General features: G+C 72.9%; 17 protein-coding genes. 10 read left to right on the forward strand and 7 right to left on the reverse strand.

Features of this window, described 5'->3' with window-relative positions:
• Positions 1-31: 31 nt before the first annotated feature.
• The 3 genes from GWK25_RS20000 to GWK25_RS20010 all read right to left on the reverse strand — a co-directional run bounded on the left by GWK25_RS20000 (position 32) and on the right by GWK25_RS20010 (position 5,562).
• A complete protein-coding gene (locus GWK25_RS20000) occupies positions 32-2,362 on the reverse strand; it encodes a prolyl oligopeptidase family serine peptidase (RefSeq protein WP_251828946.1) in 2,331 nt (776 codons plus the stop codon).
• Positions 2,335-4,119, reverse strand: coding sequence for an N-acetylglutaminylglutamine amidotransferase (locus GWK25_RS20005; protein ID WP_215451914.1), 1,785 nt, complete (start codon positions 4,117-4,119; stop codon positions 2,335-2,337). Before GWK25_RS20005 ends, GWK25_RS20000 begins: the two co-directional genes overlap by 28 nt.
• A 243-nt stretch (positions 4,120-4,362) precedes the next feature.
• Positions 4,363-5,562: a glutamate--cysteine ligase gene (locus GWK25_RS20010; protein WP_215451915.1), complete on the reverse strand. Its 1,200-nt coding sequence runs from the start codon at positions 5,560-5,562 to the stop codon at positions 4,363-4,365.
• Between the two features lie 253 nt (positions 5,563-5,815).
• On the opposite strand from GWK25_RS20010, the gene GWK25_RS20015 reads away from it, so the two are divergent.
• The 6 genes from GWK25_RS20015 to GWK25_RS20040 all read left to right on the forward strand — a co-directional run bounded on the left by GWK25_RS20015 (position 5,816) and on the right by GWK25_RS20040 (position 10,792).
• Positions 5,816-6,430, forward strand: coding sequence for a dihydrofolate reductase family protein (locus GWK25_RS20015; protein WP_215457464.1), 615 nt, complete (start codon positions 5,816-5,818; stop codon positions 6,428-6,430).
• A 112-nt stretch (positions 6,431-6,542) separates the two neighbouring features.
• Positions 6,543-7,103, forward strand: coding sequence for an RNA polymerase sigma factor (locus tag GWK25_RS20020; RefSeq protein ID WP_184897548.1), 561 nt, complete (start codon positions 6,543-6,545; stop codon positions 7,101-7,103).
• Entirely contained in the window at positions 7,100-7,930 is an 831-nt protein-coding gene (locus tag GWK25_RS20025) for a zf-HC2 domain-containing protein (RefSeq protein WP_215451916.1), read from the forward strand. Before GWK25_RS20020 ends, GWK25_RS20025 begins: the two co-directional genes overlap by 4 nt.
• Before the next feature lie 101 nt (positions 7,931-8,031).
• The gene (locus GWK25_RS20030; RefSeq protein WP_215457465.1) at positions 8,032-8,838 is read left to right on the forward strand and encodes an ABC transporter ATP-binding protein; all 807 of its coding nucleotides are present in this window, start codon (positions 8,032-8,034) and stop codon (positions 8,836-8,838) included.
• Positions 8,835-10,217 (forward strand): hypothetical protein, encoded by a 1,383-nt coding sequence (locus tag GWK25_RS20035; protein ID WP_215451917.1) that lies wholly within the window; start codon positions 8,835-8,837, stop codon positions 10,215-10,217. Before GWK25_RS20030 ends, GWK25_RS20035 begins: the two co-directional genes overlap by 4 nt.
• Positions 10,214-10,792 carry a hypothetical protein gene (locus GWK25_RS20040; protein ID WP_215451918.1) on the forward strand — a complete coding sequence of 193 codons (579 nt, stop codon included), beginning with the start codon at positions 10,214-10,216 and terminating at the stop codon, positions 10,790-10,792. The genes GWK25_RS20035 and GWK25_RS20040 overlap by 4 nt, the downstream gene beginning before the upstream one ends.
• Before the next feature lie 37 nt (positions 10,793-10,829).
• Here GWK25_RS20040 and GWK25_RS20045 read toward each other — a convergent pair whose 3' ends face one another.
• Positions 10,830-12,524, reverse strand: a complete 1,695-nt coding sequence (locus GWK25_RS20045; protein ID WP_215451919.1) for a dolichyl-phosphate-mannose--protein mannosyltransferase — start codon at positions 12,522-12,524, stop codon at positions 10,830-10,832.
• 443 nt (positions 12,525-12,967) lie between these two features.
• On the opposite strand from GWK25_RS20045, the gene GWK25_RS20050 reads away from it, so the two are divergent.
• Positions 12,968-13,531: a hemerythrin domain-containing protein gene (locus GWK25_RS20050; protein WP_215451920.1), complete on the forward strand. Its 564-nt coding sequence runs from the start codon at positions 12,968-12,970 to the stop codon at positions 13,529-13,531.
• Positions 13,532-13,671: 140 nt separating this feature from the next.
• Here GWK25_RS20050 and GWK25_RS20055 read toward each other — a convergent pair whose 3' ends face one another.
• The 3 genes from GWK25_RS20055 to GWK25_RS20065 form a co-directional block, all read right to left on the reverse strand.
• Complete coding sequence (locus tag GWK25_RS20055; RefSeq protein WP_215451921.1) at positions 13,672-13,842, reverse strand: hypothetical protein; 171 nt, start codon at positions 13,840-13,842, stop codon at positions 13,672-13,674.
• 88 nt (positions 13,843-13,930) lie between these two features.
• Entirely contained in the window at positions 13,931-14,815 is an 885-nt protein-coding gene (locus GWK25_RS20060) for an SDR family oxidoreductase (protein WP_215451922.1), read from the reverse strand.
• A gap of 390 nt (positions 14,816-15,205) precedes the next feature.
• Positions 15,206-15,892 carry a GAF and ANTAR domain-containing protein gene (locus GWK25_RS20065; protein ID WP_308011134.1) on the reverse strand — a complete coding sequence of 229 codons (687 nt, stop codon included), beginning with the start codon at positions 15,890-15,892 and terminating at the stop codon, positions 15,206-15,208.
• Positions 15,893-16,201: 309 nt separating this feature from the next.
• Between GWK25_RS20065 and GWK25_RS20070 the strand changes: the two genes are divergently transcribed.
• From GWK25_RS20070 to GWK25_RS20080, 3 genes are all read left to right on the forward strand, one after another.
• Positions 16,202-17,359 carry an aromatic acid exporter family protein gene (locus GWK25_RS20070; protein ID WP_215451923.1) on the forward strand — a complete coding sequence of 386 codons (1,158 nt, stop codon included), beginning with the start codon at positions 16,202-16,204 and terminating at the stop codon, positions 17,357-17,359.
• 178 nt (positions 17,360-17,537) lie between these two features.
• Positions 17,538-18,005 carry a hypothetical protein gene (locus GWK25_RS20075; RefSeq protein WP_215451924.1) on the forward strand — a complete coding sequence of 156 codons (468 nt, stop codon included), beginning with the start codon at positions 17,538-17,540 and terminating at the stop codon, positions 18,003-18,005.
• 59 nt (positions 18,006-18,064) lie between these two features.
• Positions 18,065-19,849, forward strand: coding sequence for a hypothetical protein (locus GWK25_RS20080; protein WP_215451925.1), 1,785 nt, complete (start codon positions 18,065-18,067; stop codon positions 19,847-19,849).
• Positions 19,850-19,894: the final 45 nt, after the last annotated feature.

Raw genomic sequence — 19,894 nt, forward strand, 5'->3', positions numbered from 1 at the left:
ATCACGAGGATGACATGAATCGGGCGGCGGTCTACTCGGCGATGTGGCGCTGGAGCCAGTCGGCGGCGGTCCGACGGAAGATCCTGCGGCTGTCCGCGCGCAGGAAGTCGTGGCCCTCGTCGCGGAGCAGAAGCAGTTCCGCCCGCAGACCGCGCTCCCGGGCCGCGCGGACGAACTGCTCGGACTCGCCGAGCGGGACATTGGTGTCGTGCTCGCCGTGGACCGTGAGGACGGGGACGCGCAGGGCGTCCACGCGGGTCATCGGGGACAGCGCGTGCAGCAGTTCACGGTCGTGTTCCGGGTGTCCGTACTTGTGTGCGGCCGACTCCGCGATCCACGGCTCCGTACCGGCGTAGAAGGTCGCGAAGTCGGACATGCCGCAGGCCGCGACGCCGGTGCGGAAGAGGTCCGGGTGCCACACGAGGGACGCCATCACCAGGTAGCCGCCGTAGGAGCGTCCCATCACGGCCAGCCGCCGGGGATCGGCGAGACCGGAGACGACCACATGGGCCGCGCAGGCGGCCACGTCCTCGATCGCGGCGAACCGGCCCGTCCCGAGGTCGGCGTCGACGAAGGACCGGCCGTGCCCCGACGAGCCGCGCACGTCCGGCGCGAAGACGTCGAGGCCCCGGCCCAGCAGCTCGTGGTAGAGCGGGTTGAACACCGGCCGCTCCTGCTCCTCCGGTCCGCCGTGCAGGTGGATCACACAGGGCGCGGGCTCGCCGGCTCCCCGGTCGGGAGCCCGGTAGTACCAGCCGCTCAGCGGCAGTCCGTCCCGCGCGACGGGCCGCAGCGGCACGGGACGTACGGGCGGGCGGCCGGGCGGGACCGCGTCCTCGTCCCGGGACGACCACGCGGTCCGTCGCCCGGTGCCGTCGGGGAACCACCACACGCCGGGGCGGCGCTGCGAGCCGGACAGGGCCAGCACGAGTTCCGCCCGGCCGCCGACGCGCGGGATGCGCGTCACGACCTCGTGCGGCAGCGACACCGTCCGCGACGGCCCCACCCGGGCCTCCCCGGCGGACGTCGGCGACACGGCGGTCACCTCCAGCTCGGTGGCGCCGCGCACGTTCCAGGCGAGGGCAGCCGTGTACCCGTCGTGGCCGAGGGCCAGCAGCTCCAGTCCGCAGTCCGCGCGCTCGGCGGCGACGCTCCACCCCAGGGCCGCGCCCTCGGCGTCGAGGCGCACGGCGAACAGCGCGGCGAACTCACGGGCCGCGTCGCTGCGCAGCCAGAGTGTCGTACCGTCCGGGGAGAACCGGCCGATCCACGGGTCCCCGTCGGCCACGTGCAGGGCGAAGGTGGTCCGTAGATCGCCGGTCCGGACCACGAGGGCCTCACGGCGGCCGCGCGGCCCCCGGCGCAGGAGGGCCAGCCGCCCGTCCCTGCTGATGTCGCACACGCGCAGGGTCGCCGCGCCGCGTTCCACCGCCAGCAGGGTGGGCGCCGCCACGCCCAGGGGGTCCACCAGATAGGCGGCCAGCCCTCCACCCGACGTCCTCTCGCGGGCCGTCTCGCCGTCCCTCTCGTGGGCGCCGGGCGGCCCCGTGTCGCCCCGGTCCTCGGGGTCTCGCGTGTCCCGGCCGGACCCGGGGCCGGCCTCGCCGTGGTGCGGGCCGCCGAGGAGCACGGCCCGGCCGTCGCGGGTGGCCCAGCCCGGCGGGCGGGGTGCGGTGTAGGTGTCCGGATCGGCGAGGCCGGGGCCCGTGGGAGCGACCCCCTCCTCCCCTTCGGCCGCGCCTGGCATGCGGACCGGCTCGGCGACGGTGACGGCGACGGCCGTTCCGTCGTGCTGCCAGCAGCCCAGATACGCGGAGCTGCCCGGTTCGGCTCCGGCGAGGATGCGCCGCCCGGTTCCGTCGGGCCGGACGCACAGCACCCTGGTGTGCTCGCCGCCTCCCGGGGCTGTGGTGTAGGCGATCCAGCGACCGTCGGGCGACCAGGCCACCTCCTTGACCGGGTGGGGATCCGAGTCCAGCAGATGGACCTCGTCCCCGTCGACCGGCCCGGTCCACAGCTGGGGGACCCCGCTCCGGTCGCAGATGAACGCGACGTACCGGCCGCTCGGGTCCACCGACGGGTACCAGCAGCCGTGCGACCGCAACGGCTGTGGCGTGTCCAGCGGGGCGGCGGTGTCCGGCAGCGGGACCGGCACCGGGGCCGTGGCGGCCGCAGGCGTCGGCACGAGGGCCGTGTCTGCCTGACCGTTCGTTCCCGGCGCCCCCGGGGCCGCGGCGGCCGGGCTGTGCTCCTCGGGGCGCCATGGGGTGCCGTCGACGAGGTCCTCGCCGGCGGGGGAGGGGCGGGGGGAGCCCGTGAGGGGGTGCGCCCCGGTCACCTGATTCCGTGCGTTTGCAGCCATATCTCCAGCAAAGCTACCTGCCACAGCTCGTTCGCCCCACGCCTGGCGCGGTGTTCGTCCGGGGCCGCCAGCAGCCGGGCCACGTAGGCGTCCCGGAAGATGCCGCGTGACCTGGCCTCGGGCGCGGACAGGGCCTCACGGACCCGCCCCAGCACGGGTCCCGCCATGTGCTTGACGGCGGGGACGGGGAAGTACCCCTTCGGCCGGTCGACGACCTCGGCGGGCAGGACCTCGCGGCCCGCGGCCTTGAGCACCCCCTTCCCGCCGTCGGCGAGCTTCAGCTCCGGTGGGCAGAGGGCGGCCAGCTCCACGAGTTCGTGGTCGAGGAACGGGACACGGGCCTCCAGGCCCCAGTCCATCGTCATGTTGTCCACGCGCTTGACCGGGTCGTCGACGAGCATCACCTCGGCGTCGAGCCGCAGTGCCGCGTCGAGCGCGGTCTCGGCCCCGGGGCGTGCCATGTGGGCGCGCACGAAGCGGCCGGATACGTCGTGATCGGGCAGCACGTGCGGTTGCAGCATGCCGGCGAGGTCGGAGTGCGACCGGTCGAAGTACGTCTCGGCGTACGCCTCGGCCGCCCGCTCTCGCGGGGCGGCGGCGATGTCCGGGTACCAGTGGTAGCCGGCGAAGACCTCGTCGGCGCCCTGGCCGCTCTGCACGACCTTCACCTCCTTCGCGACCTGTTCGGCGAGCAGGTGGAAGGCCACCACGTCATGGCTGACCATCGGCTCGCTCATCGCCTCGATCGCCGCGTCCAGGGCCGTCGACACCCGGTCCGAGGGGACCATCAGCTGGTGGTGGTCGGTGCCGAAGTGCCGGGCGACCAGGTCGGAGTAGGGGAACTCGTCGCCCTCCTCGCCGCCCTCGGACTCGAAGCCCACACTGAACGTCGCCAGGTCGCGCTGCCCCTCGTCGGCCAGCAGCGCCACGATCAGGCTGGAGTCCAGGCCGCCGGACAGGAGGACGCCCACGGGCACGTCGGCGACCATGCGCCGGCGGACGGCGGTGCGCAGCGCATCGAGCACCGCGTCCCGCCAGTCGTCCGCGTCCATCCCCGCGTCCGCGGGCCGACGGGTGTACGGCGGCTGCCAGTAGCGGATGTCGCGGTGGCTGCCGTCGCTCTCCACCACCCGCACGGTCGCCGCGGGAAGCTTGCGCACGCCCGCGAGCACGGTGTGCGGTGCGGTCACCGTCGCGTGCCAGCTCAGGTACTGGTGCAGCGCGACCGGGTCGAGCGAGGTGTCGACGCCGCCGCCCGCCAGGAGCGCCGGCAGCGAGGAGGCGAACCGCAGCCGCCCCGGCGCCTGGGCCAGGTACAGCGGCTTGATGCCCAGCCGGTCGCGGGCCAGCACCAGGCGCCCGGTGGCCTGTTCGACGATGGCGAAGGCGAACATGCCGTAGAAGTGGTCGACGCAGGAGGTGCCCCACTGCTGGTAGGCCTTGAGCACCACCTCGGTGTCGGAGCCGGAGAAGAAGTGGTGGCCGAGGCCGCGCAGTTCCTCGCGCAACTCCTTGTAGTTGTAGACGCAGCCGTTGAAGACGCCGGCGATCCGGCCCGCCGGGTCCGTCATCGGCTGGGCCCCGCACTCGGACAGGTCGATGATCTTCAGCCGGCGGTGACCCAGGGCGACGGCGTTCTGCGACCACAGGCCCCTGCCGTCCGGGCCCCGGGGTGCGAGTCGGTCGGTCATGCGCTCGACGGCGGCCAGGTCGGGCCGCCCGCCGTCGAAGCGGATCTCTCCGCTGAGACCGCACATCAGACCGCACCTCCTCGCAGGGGGTGACCGCCGGCCGGGCCCGGAGGCGGTGCCTCGCTCGGGCAGGAGCCGGTGCGTTTCGGATGCGTCTGCGTCTTGCTGCTGGGCATGCGAGCCACTCCTTGATCACGGTGGCACCGGCACCACGGCGCGGACGACGGGTTCTCCGTCCGGGTCTCCGCGCCGTGACCTGTCGCGGGGCGGTGGCCGGTGCCTGTCTCTCCGCACCGCCCCGCGGACGGGTCAGCCGCCGACGGACTCGACCGAGTACGCCGCCGAGGTCCCCGCCGGGCCCGCCCCACCGCCACCACCGGCCGCGGCGACGGGCCGGCGGACGGCCCCCGGGCCGGTGCCCTGTCCGTGGTCGCCCCGGGTGTCGGCGACCGCCGCCTTGACACAGGCGAGCAGGCCTTCCCGCTCGGCGACCTGGCGCAGCCGGTGGGCCGCGCTGCCCCGGGCCAGGGCCTCCTCGGTGAGCGTGCGGACGGTGTCCCAGTCGCCGAGGGCCTCCAGGGCCGGGCGCAGCCTGCGGACCATGGTGTGCACGACCTCGGGGGCGGGCGCCGCGACGCGGGTGACCGGGTCGACGAGGGTGCCCTCCAGGCCCGCCTGTGCCGCCCGCCAGACCGCTGCCCGCAGCCACTCGTGCCTGCCGTCGCAGCTCGCGCCGGGCCGCTCCAGGCCGGCCCTGGCGTCCTCCACGAGGGCGCGGAAGAGACCGGCTATCAGTACGACCGTCTCGGCGCGCGGGCAGGCGTCGCAGATACGCAGCTCCAGGGTCCGCTGGTGCTCGCTCGGCCGCAGGTCGTAATAGACCATGCCCGGGTCCTTGATCACGCCGGAGCGGATCAGGTCCTCGACGGCGGCGTCGTAGTCGGCGGCCCCGGCGAAGCAGCCGACCGGTCCCGCGGTGGGCCAGCGCTGCCACAGCATGGTGCGCCAGCTCGCGTAGCCCGTGTCCGAGCCGAGCCAGAACGGCGAGCTGGCGGACAGGGCCAGCAGCGGGGGCAGCCACGGCGACACCGCGCACATGATCCGCACGGCCGTGTCCCGGTCGGGCACGTCGACATGGACCTGCGCGCTGCACACGAGCTGCTCGTCGGCCACCTTCCGGTACTCGTCGACCAGGGCCCGATAGCGGAAGTCAGGGGTGGCGTCACCGGGTGTCACCCGCGCGAACGGCACGGTCCCGGCCGCCACGACGGCCAGACCGAGTCCGGTGGCCGCCTCGTCCAGCCGCCGCCGTGCCCCGCTCAGATCCGTGTGCAGGGAGTCGAGCGCGGAGTGGACGGGGCTGTTCCACTCCACCGCCGACCGCTGGAGCTCGGCCTTGAACTCGGGGCCGGGCAGTCGGCCGAGGACCGCGCCGGCCCCGGGGACCAGTCGCCCGTTCTCCGCGTCCAGAACGTGAAACTCTTCCTCTACGCCTACACGAACGGTCACGGCTTCTCCCTCATCCGTACCCGAGATCGCCCGCCGGGCCGAGGCCCTTCGGCGACCGCTGCGTGGTGCGAGTTCCCGACAAACGCACAAATAGTCCCATCTCTGCACGTCCGCCGCCAATGCGTCATGTGTCAGCGGTGCTCCGCCGGTCGTGGCGACGGATGCGGCGGCCGGTGTCGAAAGCGGCGTTCGCCGATCGACGTGGGAGTGGAAGCAGTACGACCCAGGACTTCAGGAGTACCTCACCGTGACCGTGACCGTGACTGCGGATTTGGCCATCTCCCTCGACGGCTTCATCGCCGGCACCGGCGTCTGTCCGGACAATCCGGGGGGCGACGGCGCCGAGCCCCTCTTCGAGTGGATCCACAACCTGGCGAGCTGGCGCGAGCGCCAGGGCATGACCGGCGGCGAGGAGAACCGGGACTCCGAACTGATGCGCGAATGGTTCGACGCCACCGGGGCGGTGGTCATGGGCCGCACGATGTACGACCTGGGCGAGGAGTTCTGGGGCGACAACCCGCCGTTCCGCACCCCCGTCTTCGTGCTGACCCACCGGCCGAGGCCCACTCTGGTCAAGGAGGGCGGCACCACCTTCACCTTCGTCACCGACGGTGTCCACGGCGCCCTCGACCGGGCGCGGGCCGCCGCCGGAGGCCGCAACGTCGACATCGCGGGCGGAGCGGACACCGTGCGGCAGTACCTCCGGGAAGGGCTCATCGACGAGCTGCACCTGCACGTCGTGCCCGCGCTCCTCGGGGACGGGCTGCGGCTCTTCGACGATCCGGCCGCCGGACGGAGCGACCTCGAGGCGGTCGGGGTGGTCCACACCCCGCTCGCCACCCACCTGAAGTACCGCTTCGTACGGTGATCGAGCACCCGGACGAGTGCCCCCGCAACCGAGGCGTCGAAGCCCCCAGCGGCGTGTGACGGGGATCACTCCGGACGGAAAACCCATCCCGCGGGCGTCACGTCTAGGGGGTGTGAGATCAGTCAGGAAGGCAGCGGGAGAGCCGGACGAGGAACGCCTCGTCCGGCTCGTGGCCAAGGGCGACCGCGCGGCGTTCGACGAGCTGTACCGGCGCACCGCGCCATGGCTGGCGGTGCGGTTGCGGCGCCGCTGTGCCGACGAGCAGATCGTCGCCGAAGTCATGCAGGAGACGTACCTGGCGGTGTGGCGCGCGGCGGGCGCGTTCGCCGGGGCGGCCGTCGGAGGGACCGCCGTCGGCTGGCTGTGGACCATCGCCGCCCGCCGGCTCGTGGACGCCTTCCGGCGCAGGGCCCACCACGCGGAACCCCCGCCCGCGGCCGCCGCGCACCCCGTGGCGCCCGCCGCCGAGGACGAGGCGCTCGCGGCCACCGTCGGCGGCGACGTCGGCGACGCGCTGCGCCGCCTCGCGCCCGAACTCAGGGCGGTACTGCAGGCCATGGTGCTCGACGGACTGACCGTCCGGGAGACCTCGGTCCTGCTCGGCGTGCCCGAGGGCACGGTCAAGACCCGTGCCCGCCGGGCCCGGACCGAGATGCGGAAGGCCCTGGCATGAGTGTGGATCACGCGTCGACGCGGCTCATCGACGGTTACGCGCGCGGGGACACCGACCTCGCCACCGACGAGGTGTGGGCCCTGGAAGCACACCTGGAGGCCTGCCGCACCTGCCGGGACCGGCTGTCGGCCGCCGTCACGGCGAGCGCGCCCGCCGTGACCGCCCTGGTCGGCACCGTATGGGCCGACCTCGAACCCCGGCTGGCAGCCACCGCCACCATGCCCCGCAGGCGACGGCTGGGCGCCCGGCTGTCGACCTGGCTGACGCCCACGACGGTTCCGTGGCTGGCCATGGTCATGAGCGTCACCCTGATCGCGCTGCTGTCCGATCTCGCCGACCCCGGCACGGGACCCGGCTCCCGCGAGGTGTCGCTGGTGCTGCTGTTCTCCCCCGTCCTGCCGGTGCTGGGCGTCGCGGCCTCCTGGGCACGCGGCCTGGACCCGGCGTACGAGCTGACGGCCTCCGTACCCCGAGCCGGGCTCGCCCTGGTGCTGCGGCGCACCGTGGCCGTGCTCGTCCTGGTCGTGCCCGCGCTGTTCGTGGGCGGATGGGCGACAGGGGTGACGGCCGCCCAGTGGCTGCTGCCCTGTCTGGCGTTCACCTCGACGACCCTGGCACTCGGCGGAGTCGTCGGCGTGACCCGAGCCGCTCTGGCGCTGGTCGCGGTGTGGGCCACCGTGATCGTGGCGCCGACCCTGGCCACCGGCCGCACACCCTTCGCTCTCCAGACGGACGGCATGCCCGTGTGGGGGCTGATCCTCGCGCTCGGCATCGGTGTCGTGATCGCCCGCAGGGGCGCCTACTCCGTGCTGGGAGCCCATCGATGACCCCCAAGACCCCCAAGACCCCCAAGACCCCCAAGACGACCAAGACGACCAAAACGATGAAGACGACCAAGTCGACGACCTACGGGAAGGAACCACACGTGATGACCGCGCTGACCGCGGCCGACCTCGCGCCGACGCCCTACGCCTGGGAGATCCGGGCCACGGGGCTGAAGGTGAGAGCTGGGCGGAAACGGATGGCCGTCGACGGGCTCGACCTGTCGCTCGGCACCGGCGTGCACGGCCTGCTCGGACCCAACGGGGCCGGCAAGACCACCCTCATCCGGGCGCTGGCCACCGTGCTGCGCCCCGCCGAGGGCACCCTGGAACTGCTCGGCGAGTTCACCGGCGGGCTCGGCGAACACCGGGCACTACGCCGCCGGATCGGCTACCTGCCGCAGGAGTTCGGCTACTACAAGCGCTTCACCGTGCGCGAGTTCATCGAGTACATGGCATGGCTGAAGGAGGTCCCGAAAGCGGAGATCCCCGGCGCCGTGCAGCGGGCGATCGAGCGGGTCGGCCTCGCCGACCGCGCCGACGAGCGGATGAAGGCCCTCTCGGGCGGCATGGTGCGGCGCGTCGGGATCGCCCAGGCCATCGTCAACGACCCGGCGATCCTGCTCCTCGACGAGCCGACCGTCGGCCTGGACCCCGCCCAGCGGCTGCGCTTCCGCGAGCTGTTGCAGGAGTTGGGCACGGACACCTGTGTGGTCGTCTCGACCCATCTGGTGGAGGACGTCGCCGCCGCCTGCACCGACGTGGTCCTCTTCGCCGAGGGCCGACTCGTCTTCCAGGGCACCCCCGACGAACTGGCCGCCGCGGGCGGACCCGAGCACGTCGGCGACAGCCCGCTGGAGCGCGGCTACTCGGCGCTGCTGCTCGACCCCCGCCAGGAGAGGGGCACCTGGTGAACGGCCGTGTCCTGCGCATCGAGCTGAGGCGCTCCGTAGCCCCCTGGGCCGGCGTGGTGTCCCTCTGCCTCGCCCTGGCGTTCCTGTACCTGGTGAGCGGACCGTGGTGGAAGGGCTCAGCACCATGGACGAGCCAGTGGACGTCCCTGGCCCTGTGGACCCGGTTCCTGCTGGCCGTCCTGTGGCCGCTCGCGCTGGCGCTCGGCGCCCTCCAGGGGCTGCGCGACCACCGCTCCCGCATGACCGAGCTGCTGACGAGCACCCCACGGCCCGCCCGGCAGCGGGCGGCCACGACCGCGGGTGCCACGGCGATCACGCTGACCGCGGCCTTCACACTCCTCGTCCTGCTGGGCGCGGTCCAAGTGATCGGCAACACCGAGTACTCGCACCTCGGCTGGCTGCCGATCTCGCTGGTCGCCGTGCTCGCGCTCGTCGCGGGGGCCCTGCTCGGCATGGGGATCGGACGCAGCCTCCCCTCCCCGCTGACCCCGCCCGCACTGGCCGTGGCCGCCTTTCTCTTCGTCAACCTGCTGCGCATGTCGACGGAGACGGCCGTGCCGACGGCCGTCTCGGGGCCGACCGGCGTCGCCCTGTTGTCACCGGCGGTGGACGAGACGCTCAACGTGTTCCTGACCCTCTCCGCCCCCGTGCACCTGGGCCAGACGGTCTGGCTGCTCGGCATGGCCGTGACCGGTTTCGCCCTGCTGGCCGCTGCCACGCCGCGCGCCCGGCTGCTCGCCCTCGCGCCCGTCCTGGCGGGCGCTGTGATCGCCCTGCTCGTCCTGCCCGCCGACCCCCGCCGGGTGTACGTCGTCGACGAGGCCGCCGCGGCCCAGGTGTGCGACGGGCCGGTGTGCGTGGCCGCCGTCCACCAGGAGCGCCTGCCGGACTTCGCGGACCCGGGGAAGAAGGCGCTGCGCCACCTGCGGGACATCCTCGGCGGCGAGGCACCGACCACCGTCCGGGAGAGCACCGCGCAACGGGGGATCTTCGATGCGCCGGAACGGTCACGTACGGCCGTCCTCTTCGACTTCGGCGACAGCGTGATCGCCGACGCCGAGGGCGAGCAGCTGACACGGGCCCTCCTCGGGCAGGGCATGGCGCCGGTCTGCTTCGCCCGCAGCGCCAACGAGAGCGGCACGGTCGGTGAACTCGCCGCACAGGGCGTCGTGGCCGGCTGGGTCCTCGGCGATCTGCGGCCCTTCGAGGGCGCCATGCACCCGCAGAGAGCCCAACTTGCCACGGCCGGACCGGTGTTCAAGGAACTCAAGGCCCTGCCCTGGTCCGAGCAGGTCGCCCGCGTCAAGGCCGCGCACACCGCCGCGGTCTCCTGCTCGGGTGACCCGCTCAGCATCCTGGACGGCGGTACGGCCCGATGAGATGGCTGACCTTGTACGCGCGCTCCCGGCAGGTGCCCGCGTCGCTCGCCGCCGTGCTCTTCAGCGCGGCCGCGGTGTGGGCGCTGGTCGCCCGGGACGGCGGCGGGGGAGCGGTCGATCCGAGGACGCCCGTGTTCGTCCTCGTCGCCGGGGTGACGGCCGCCTCGATCGGGCTCGGCGGGCAGGACCTCGCGCTGGACCGCACGGCCGCGATCGGCTGGCGGCCCCGCAGGGCGGGCCATGTGCTGCTCATCGGCACGGTCGTCGCCGCCGTGCTCCTCGCGGTACGGGCGACGGGCACCGACCTGGCCGCCACCGCGTTCGTCGTCCGCGACAGCGCGGGGCTGACGGGGCTCGTCGCTCTCGGAGCGGTCGTGTGCGGGGCACCGTACGCGTGGACCCCGGCGGTCGGCTGGCTGTCGTTCTCGGTCTTCGCCCCGCCCCCGACGAGCGTGCCGACGGAGATCGCGGCCTGGATGCTGCTGCCGCCCGGTACGCCTGCGGCCACCTGGACGGCCGTGGCCCTCGCGGTCACCGGCACCACGGCGTACGCCCTCGCGGGCCCGCGCCGGTAGCCGCCCGGGCCGACGGCGGGAGCACGGAGTTCGGGGCTCATATCCAGGTGTCGAGCCACATCCGGACCTGCCAGTCGGGGTACGGGATCGTGAGGCCCGTGTAGATCGGGAAGAAGTAGACGAAGTTCCAGACGACGAGCAGGACGAGGGTCCCGACCGCCACCGCTCCCCGGTTGCGGCGGTCGGCGCCCGCGCCCGGCGGACCCAGCAGGGCGCCCAGCGTCATGGCCACGGCCAGGCACACGTACGGCACGAACACGACGGCGTAGAAGGCGAAGATCGTGCGGTCCTGGTAGAGGAACCAGGGCAGGTAGCCGGCGGCCACCGCGCACAGCACCGCGCCCGCGCGCCAGTCCCGGCGCAGCGCCCACCGGAACAGCAGGTACCCGAGGGCGCAGCACGCCGTCCACCACAGCATCGGCGTCCCCAGGGCGAGGATCGCCTGGGAGCAGCCGGTCAGCGCGTGACAGCCGGCCTCACCGGGCTCGGGCGACCGGTACGAGAACAGCACGGGACGGCCGAGGACCAGCCAACTCCACGGGTTGGACTCGTACTTGTGGTAGGTCTCCAACCCCACGTTGAACCGGTAGACGGCGGACTCGTAGTGCCACAGGCTGCGCAGCGGCGCCGGGATCCAGGACCAGACGCCGCCGCGGCCGTCCGCCCAGTGCCGGCCGTAGCCGTCGTCGGACAGGAACCAGCCGGTCCAGGTCACCAGATACGTCACCGCGGCGACGGGGGCGAGGGAGAGCACGGACCGGCCGAGGTCCTTGCGCAGCACCGCCCGGTACGGGCGGCGTGCCCCCGCGACGCGGCGGGCACCGACGTCCCACAGCACGGTCAGGACCATGAAGAAAGCCAGGAAGTAGAGGCCGTTCCACTTGGTCGAGGCGGCGAGACCCAGACACACCCCGGCCGCGAGCCGCCACGGGCGCCATCCCGTACCGGCGTGGTCCCCGGTGTCCCTGTCCGGGCGGACATGCCCGTCCGGGGCCACCGGCAGCGCCGCCGCGAGGCGGGCCCGGGCGTGGTCCCGGTCGAGGAGCAGGCAACCGAACGCCGCCAGGACGAAGAACATGACGATCAGGTCGAGCAGCGCGGTGCGGCTCATCACGAAGTGCAGACCGTCCACCGCCATCAGCACGCCGGCCAGACAGCCCAGGAACGTGGAACGGAACAGCCGGCGTCCGACGCGGCACAGCATCAGGACCGACAGGGTGCCGAGGAGCGCCGTCATGAAGCGCCAGCCGAACGGTTCGAGACCGAACATCCACTCCCCGACGGCGATCACCCACTTGCCCGTCGGCGGGTGCGCGACGAAGGCGCCGGTGTCGGAGAGCGGGATCACCTGCGGGTCGGCCAGCACCTGAGGGTCGGCGACCTTGCGGTCCGGCCAGGTGCCCTCGTAGCCCAGGCGCAGCAGCGACCACGCGTCCTTGGCGTAGTACGTCTCGTCGAAGGCGAGTTCGTGCGGCTGTCCGAGGCGCCAGAAGCGGAGCGATCCCGCCAGCAGGGCCACGAGCAGCGGCCCCAGCCACCCCGTCGCACGCGCGATCCGGTACGCGGACGCCGGCCCGAGCCCGACCCGTTCCCAGATCCGGGTCCCCGGCTCCGGGAACGGCGGCACCAGCCGCTCGCGCAGGTCGCTGAGAGGCCGCCCCGCGTACCCGAACGGGCGCAGACGGTCGATCCGGTCGAGGGACGCCGTCGTCCGACGGGGGCCGTGGAGCATCGCGGTGACAGAGTCCTTCAGGAGTGTGTACGAACATGGCCTCGCCGCTCACGCGGAGCGGTGCACCCGCTCACGCACCCCCGCGCGTTCGTCTCCGGAGATCGTAATGGGCGAACGTCCGCCCCCTTCGGGCCGGTGCGTCTCGCACACCGACGCCCCCCCCGACGACCAACTGCCCACCACCGCCCACGAATCCGGATGCGGGACGGTTTCGCCCCGTGCGCCCCGCGACCACGGGGTGCGCACCGCCGGCGCGGCCGACGGGTCCGTACGGACGCTGCGCCCGCCGACACGGCGCTGAGCTCGGCGAACGGGCTTCGGGGACATTGCGCGAGGGCCGCGTGGCTGGGCCGTTCGCGGGTACTCGGGGTCGCGCCGGGGGCCCGACGAGGCTCGCGGGTACGGATGGCGCAGGCGTCGTTTCGAGGAGAGGAGCGGGAGACATGGGACACGGTGGAGATGTCATCGACGAACTGACCGCGGACCACGGGGAAGTGGAGGAGATGTTCGGCCGGATCGAGGCACTGCCCTCCGGTGACCCCCAGCGCAAGCAGCACATGGACCAGGTCACCATCGAGCTGGTGCGTCACTCGGTCGCCGAGGAGGCCTACCTCTACCCGGCCGTGCGCGAGCACCTTCCGGACGGCGACGCGATCGCCGACCGTGAGCTGGAGGACCACGCCGAGGCCGAGCGCACCATGAAGGCGCTGGAGCGGTGCGAGGCCGGCGACCCGGACTTCGACCTGTTGGCCACCCAGCTGATGACCGAGATCCGGTCGCACATCCAGGACGAGGAGAACAACCTGTTCCCCAGGCTGCGCGCGGCCTGCTCGACCGACGCCCTGAACAGCCTCGGCGACAAGGTCCGCACGGCCAAGAAGACGGCCCCGACCCGGCCGCACCCGGCGGCCCCGGACACCCCGCCGGCCAACAAGCTGCTCGCCCCCGGAATGGGCCTCGTGGACCGCATGCGGGACGCGCTGACCGGCCGGGGCAAGGACGACTGAGACGGCTGACAGGGCGGACGGCGGCGGGCCGGTGGGGACCAGGATCACCTGGTGGCCACCGGCCCGCCGCCGTCGGGGACTGCTTCGGGGACTACTTCGTTCGGGACTCGCCACGTCGCCACGCGGGGCGATGTCCGTCGTCAGTCGTCCCCCTTCACGATGTGCGAGTCCGGCCCGCCGCCCGCCGCCTGCGTGCGCTCCCGGTCCGTCACGGCCGGCAGGCACAGCCGCACACCCTTACCGCGCCGGCGCCGGGCCTCGGCCCAGCCGCTCTCGCGGACGACGAGTTTTTCGACGGTGTGCGTGCTCACGGCAATTCATCTTCTTTCCGAACCCGAAGGTGAAACGTTTCTTGGCGTGCGCCCACGGGTGCCCAGTGGCGCAGCACTCAAACGGCCCTCACGGCAGCGGGGTGCCGCCGGTGGCGTTGAGGATCTCTGCCGTGACGAAGCTCGCCCGGTCGGAGGCGAGGAACACGTACGCCGGTGCCATCTCGGCGGGTTGGGCGGGCCTGCCGAGCGGCGCCTGCTTGCCGAACTCCTTCGTGTCCGGGAGCGTCGCCGGGATCAGCGGTGTCCACACCGGGCCCGGTGCCACCGCGTTCACCCGGATGCCGTCCGCGGCGACCATCTGCGCCAGCCCCTGGGTGAACGTCACGATCGCGCCCTTGGTCATGGCGTAGTCGAGGAGGTGCGGACTCGGCTTGTACGCCTGCACGGACGTGGTGTTGATGATCGAGCCACCCGCCGGGATGTGCGGCAGGGCCTCCCGGCACAGCCAGAACATGCCGTAGAGGTTCGTCCGCACCACCCGGTCGAACTGCTCCGTGGTGATCGCGCCGATGCCGTCGGACTGCGCCATCTGGTACGCGGCGTTGTTGATCAGCACGTCGATCCGGCCGAACTCGTCGACCGCCCGCTCGATCAGACGACGGCACTGCTCCTCGTCGCGTACGTCGCAGGGGACGGCGATCGCCTTCCGCCCGGCCTCCTCGACGAGCCGGACCGTCTCCCGGGCGTCCTCGGCCTCCTCCGGCAGATGGGTGAAGAGGACGTCCGCGCCCTCCCGGGCGTACGCCAGGGCGACCGCGCGGCCGATACCGGAGTCCCCGCCGGTCAGTACCGTCCTGCGGTCCTGAAGCAGTCCGCTGCCCCGGTAGGAGTCCTCCCCGTGGTCGGGCGGCGGGTCCATCGGGCCGGTCCAGCCGGGATGTTCCTGGTCCTGCTGGGGGAGGTCCGGCCGGGGATGTTGCTCGACCGGGTTCCGCACGTCGTCGTCGTTCATGGGTACGGCCCTTCGTCGGGTTAGAGGGGCGGAGGACGGTCGCCCCCGCGTGCCCGTGCCGGGTACCCGAACGGACCTGCTCGACTCCGCGTGGAGACGTCCGGACGTGCCCGCTCGACGCCGCGTGGCGGTGCCCGCACCGGTCTGCTCGACGTCGTGCCGGCCGTCGGGCTCGGCTGTGGGCGAACCCGTTTGAAGTGGCCGGTGGTTCGGGGGTGTGGGTAGCCGAGGCGGGGGGACTTGGTGGGGAGGCCGGGTACGACGGCGCTCCCCTGGGGGTCGGCCCGGCCAGGCTTCTCTGGTTCTGACAATGTGCCGGAGGAGCCGTCCCCTGGACGCGTCAGGGGCCCATCCGCCCTGGTGTCACGGGCCGGCCCACGCGCCGTGGCATCAGAGGCTTCCCTGCTCGCAGACCCGGCGGGCGACCTCGCGGAGCTTGATGTTGTGCTCCTGCGAGAAACGGCGCAGCACGTCGAACGCCTGCTCCTCGGTCAGGTGGTGGCTGCCCATGAGGATGCCCATCGCCTCGCCGATCACATGGCGGGTGGCGACGGCCCGCTCCAGCTGGGCGTGGGTGCGCGCGCTGGAGAAGGCGACCGCCGCGTGCGAGGCCAGCAGCCAGCCGGCCAACTCGCTGACCTCGCTGAACGCGCCGGGCCTGCGTGAGTAGAGATTCAGGGCACCGAGGTCCTCCTCCTCGGTGAAGAGCAGGAAGCCCATCATGCTGCCCACCCCGAGACGGCGGGCCTCTGGGGCGTAGACGGGCCAGCGCGGCTGCTCGCCGGAGAAGTCGGAGATACGGAAGACCCGCTCGCCCTCCGATTCACGGGCGGCGTCGAAGCAGGGCCCTTCCCGCAGCCGCTCCTGCAGCCGGTCGCTGGCGACGACCAGCTGGTCCGTGGGCGCGAGAGTCTCCACGGACGTGCCGTGCAGCACGAGGATGCCGGCCGCGTCGCAGCCCTCCACCAGCTCGGTGGCCGAGGCCGTGATCCGCTCCAGGGTGGCGTCGACCGAAGGCTGTGCAAGCAGGTCGCGTGCCATCGACGCCATCTGCTGGGCGAACCGATCCCAGTCCACACCGTCCTCCGTTTCGCCGCACCGGGGAAGTCGTCGTCGTGTCCAGCCTCGCACGCGACCCCGTGGAGAGGTGGCTACGACAGCCGCCTTCCCGGGGCGGCGCGGAGGTACGCCACCGTCTTCACGGTGGGCGGGGGTCACCGACGACGAGGACTCGAGGACAAAGCGGATGACGGACCGAGCCGATGACGATGCCCCTAGCCGGTGCCGGACCAAACCGGTGCCGGACCGAGCCGCCCACCGTGGCCGGCCGCCGCGGAATCACGATCGGCAGGTGCGGGTCGCCGCTGTCGTGGCACTTGGTGTGGCATGGAGTGGACCGGCAGGGTGATGCGGGCGACACGGCGGCGCGGCGCGGCGGCCGTACGGACGGGACGGCTGGCGTGGGCCGGACCGGGCCGGGAACGGGATCTGGTGGCGCAGGCCGGCAAGGCGGCGCTGGCCGCCTGGTTGGCGTGGGCGGTCGCGGGCTGGTGGCTCGCGGCCCCCATGGCGTTCGTGGCGCCCTGGGTGGCGGTCGTCCTGGTGGAGTCCACCGTGTTCCGGTCGCTCGCCCACGGGTTGCAGCAGCTCGGGGCCATCGCGGTGGGCACGGCGGTGGCCACCGCCGTGGCCCTGACACTGGAGAACACGCTGGTCACGATGGCCCTGGTGCTGCCGACGGTGCTGTTGCTGGGCCAGTGGCAACGGCTGGGGAGCCAGGGCGTCTACGCCGCCACAGGCGCGCTCTTCGTGCTGACCGGCGGCCAGGTCACCGTCGCCGCGTCGGCCGCCCGCATCGCGGAGGCCGTCTTCGGCGCCGTGGTGGGCGTCGCGGTCAACGCGCTGATCAGGCCCCCGGTGTATCTGCGCGACACCCGCGCCGCGCTGCGGGACGCGGCCCGGGAGGCCGAGTCGATCCTGGACGCGGTGGCGGAAGGGCTGGCCGCCGGCGAGTGGGAAGGGCGCCAGGCGGGGGAGTGGCACGAACGCGCACTGCGGCTCGGGCGGCTGGTCGACCAGGCGCGACAGGCCATCGGCTGGAGCAAGGAGAGCATGCGGGTCAACCCGTGGGGGCGCCGCAGGCACGCCGTCGCCCCGCCCGGCAAGGCGTACGCGGACGCACTGGCCGTGCTCGACCAGGTGGCCGTCCACACCACGGGCGTGACCCGGACGGTGTGGGAGGCCGCCGACGGCGGGGGGAAGGCCGCCCGTCCGGCCGAGGCGATCGCCCGGCCCTACGCGGACTTCCTGTACCGCACCGCCCGCGCCGTCAGCCTCTACGGACGGACCCGGTTCGCTCCGGGCGGCCACGACGACGCCGGCGCGGAGGAGCTGCGCGAGGCCGTCGGGGAACTCCACCGCACCCTCGACGACTTCCGCGGCCGGCTGCCCGCCGCAGTCGCCGACGACCCCGACGCGCTGGCGACGTACGGGACGCTGCTGGCCCAGGCCCACCGCCTGGCCGACCAGCTCGTCCCGCACTGAGCCGGCGACGGTCACGGTGGGCCGCCCGGTAGTTATCCGGTACTTATCCGGGTAGTAAACGGTCATTGTCGATGGATACCGCTCAACTTAGGCGCAGTTGACGAGGCGTCACTACCCTTCGGATACCGAGCGTCACCGAAGGGACGCCTGTCGGTCCATGTTCAGCAGGGGGGCATTCATGGGTTCCGTTGAGCGACCTCGCCGCGTCGTCGTCCCTCCGGGCACGTCCGTCGCGCACAGCGGTGCCCGGATCACCGCGCCGTCCACGACCGGGCCGGCCGCGTCCCGGCAGCTGTTCGCCACCCGGACGCCGGAACTCCTCGGCCGGTTGCGCCGGTTGGACGCCGCCGTGGACGACGCCTCGGTCCGGGACATCGCCTCCTGGCTGCACGAGCAGTACGTGAGCCGGGGAGCGCCGGTGCCCGTGGGCTTCGTCGCGCCGTGCCTGCTCGGCTCCCCCTATGTGGACCATCGGCTCGGCCTCGACGGGCGGATCCTGGGGCACTGCGCGGCGCACGACGAGATGCCGCCCCCGTTCGACGCCGCCCGCATGCTGGCCCGCTCGGGCGCGTACGCGTTCGTCGAGGTGTACGCCGACGGACTGGTGCTGCCCGTGCTGCCCGACGGCAGCGTCGTCAGGCCCTGAGCCGGCGCACAGACGGACCGCGTTTCACCAGAACGACACGGCACGGAACGGAGACCCGCGTGAGCGACACCAACCTCGGCCAGATCATGAGCAGCCTCGACAAACTGGAGCGCAAGCTCGACCGCTCCGTCCGCTCGCTCGGCGGTCAGATCGAGCAGGTGGACGAAGAGGTCCGCGACGTCAAGGCCGTACAGGCGCAGACGAAGGACCGCCTGGACGTGCTCTACGAGAAATTCCTGGAGTTCGTCGGGAGATCCGAACGCATCGCCGCCGCCCAGCGCGCCGAGACCCGGATCGTCCGCATCAACGACGAGATCGAGCACACCTACGGCCATCACAAGGTCGTCCGCCGCTCCGCCACCGGCATCCTCCAGGCCTTCGACACCGGACTCGTCCAGGAGGAGACCGTCCGGCAGGTCAGCGAGGAGCTGATGATCCAGACGCCACGCTACTGGCTGGCCCCCGCCCTGGTCGGGCTGGCCGCCTGGGCGGGCGACGACGAGGCGCTGTGCGCGCGGGCCGTGGAGGAGGCGTTCCGGCGCTCGACCTCGAAGACCTCGCTCTTCTTCGCGCTGATCCTGCGCAGACAGGGGCGGCAGGACGCGTCCGTGCGCTGGTTGCGGCACTATCTGGAGGAACAGGACCCCCGGGTGCTGGGCCGGGAGTTCCAGGTCGTCCTGGAATGCGTCTCCCAGGGCGCCTTCGGGGTGCGGGGACGTCAACTGCTCGGCGAGACCCTGGAGGAGTGGCGGCAGCGCCTCCTCGACGACGACGCCGTACGCGCGGCCCAGGTGGCGCGCTGGCGTCAGGAGATCGACTCCCTGCGTGCTCCCTCGGCCGCCGACGACTTCCCGCGCCTGGCCGATGTGTGCCCGCAGTGGCCGGTGCTGGACGACCTCCTCGCCCGCGCCCGCGCTCACGAGGCCCTCCTCGCCCGCTTCCGCGCCCTCATGGAGAGCGAACTCCTGCCCCCCTCCCACCTGGAGGACACCGTCGACGACATCCTCGACGGTCTGGTCCGCAACTCGGACGAGGAGGAACTCCCCCTGCAACGTGAGTTGTTGCTCAACGAGGCCATCGTGCGCCACGAGGGGGACGAGGACGCCGCCCGCCAGGAGGCGGACATGCGGTCCGAGGCGCTGGACGAGACCCGCAACTACCTGAGCGTGCAGTCGGTCGCCGCCCTCGACCCCACGGCCGTGGGCGCCTCGCCGGCGGCGCAGCGGATGGCCGTCGCGTCGTGCCAGGAGTGGTTCGCGCAGGCGCACGCCGGATTCAGCCGCGACTACCGGGCCGCGATGCCCCCGAAGATCGAGATCTCCCTGCGCAACACCTACGGCGTCAGCCACGGCACCCAGCGCTTCAAGCTCACCACCTGGACCAAGCCGCTCACCGACGACCTGCCCGACCTGGAGGCGTCGTTGACCCGGCACTGGAGCGGCTACGTCGACCTGTACGTCAAGTCGCTCGCCTACAACTACACCTCCCAGCTCGCCCTCCTCGGTGCCACGGTCGCCGCCGTCCTCATGGTCTTCCTCGGCGTGAACGTCGGCTTCGCCTTCCTCGCCGCGATCGCCGTCGGAGGGATCTGGGGGATCGTCCTCCACAACCGTGCCGCAGCCGGGCGCACCGCGCAGGAGAAGGCCCGTGAACTGCTCAGCCGACACATGGCGGAGGCACTCGGCCGGCTCCGGGGCGCCCACGCCGAACTCACCGACTGGCAACAGCAGTACTGGGCGGCCGACTTCGTCGAGGCCGAGGCCCGCACCTTCATCGCGTCCCTGAACACCGCGACCAACGCGCCCTCCCCGTTCGAGGGCCGCGTCGTCGGAACCGGCGACTGAGACCACCGGGACCACCCCGGGTGGCCGAGACCACCGAGAGGAAAC

It is taken from the genome of Streptomyces sp. ATCC 21386, assembly GCF_018728545.1.
Classification (GTDB): domain Bacteria; phylum Actinomycetota; class Actinomycetes; order Streptomycetales; family Streptomycetaceae; genus Streptomyces.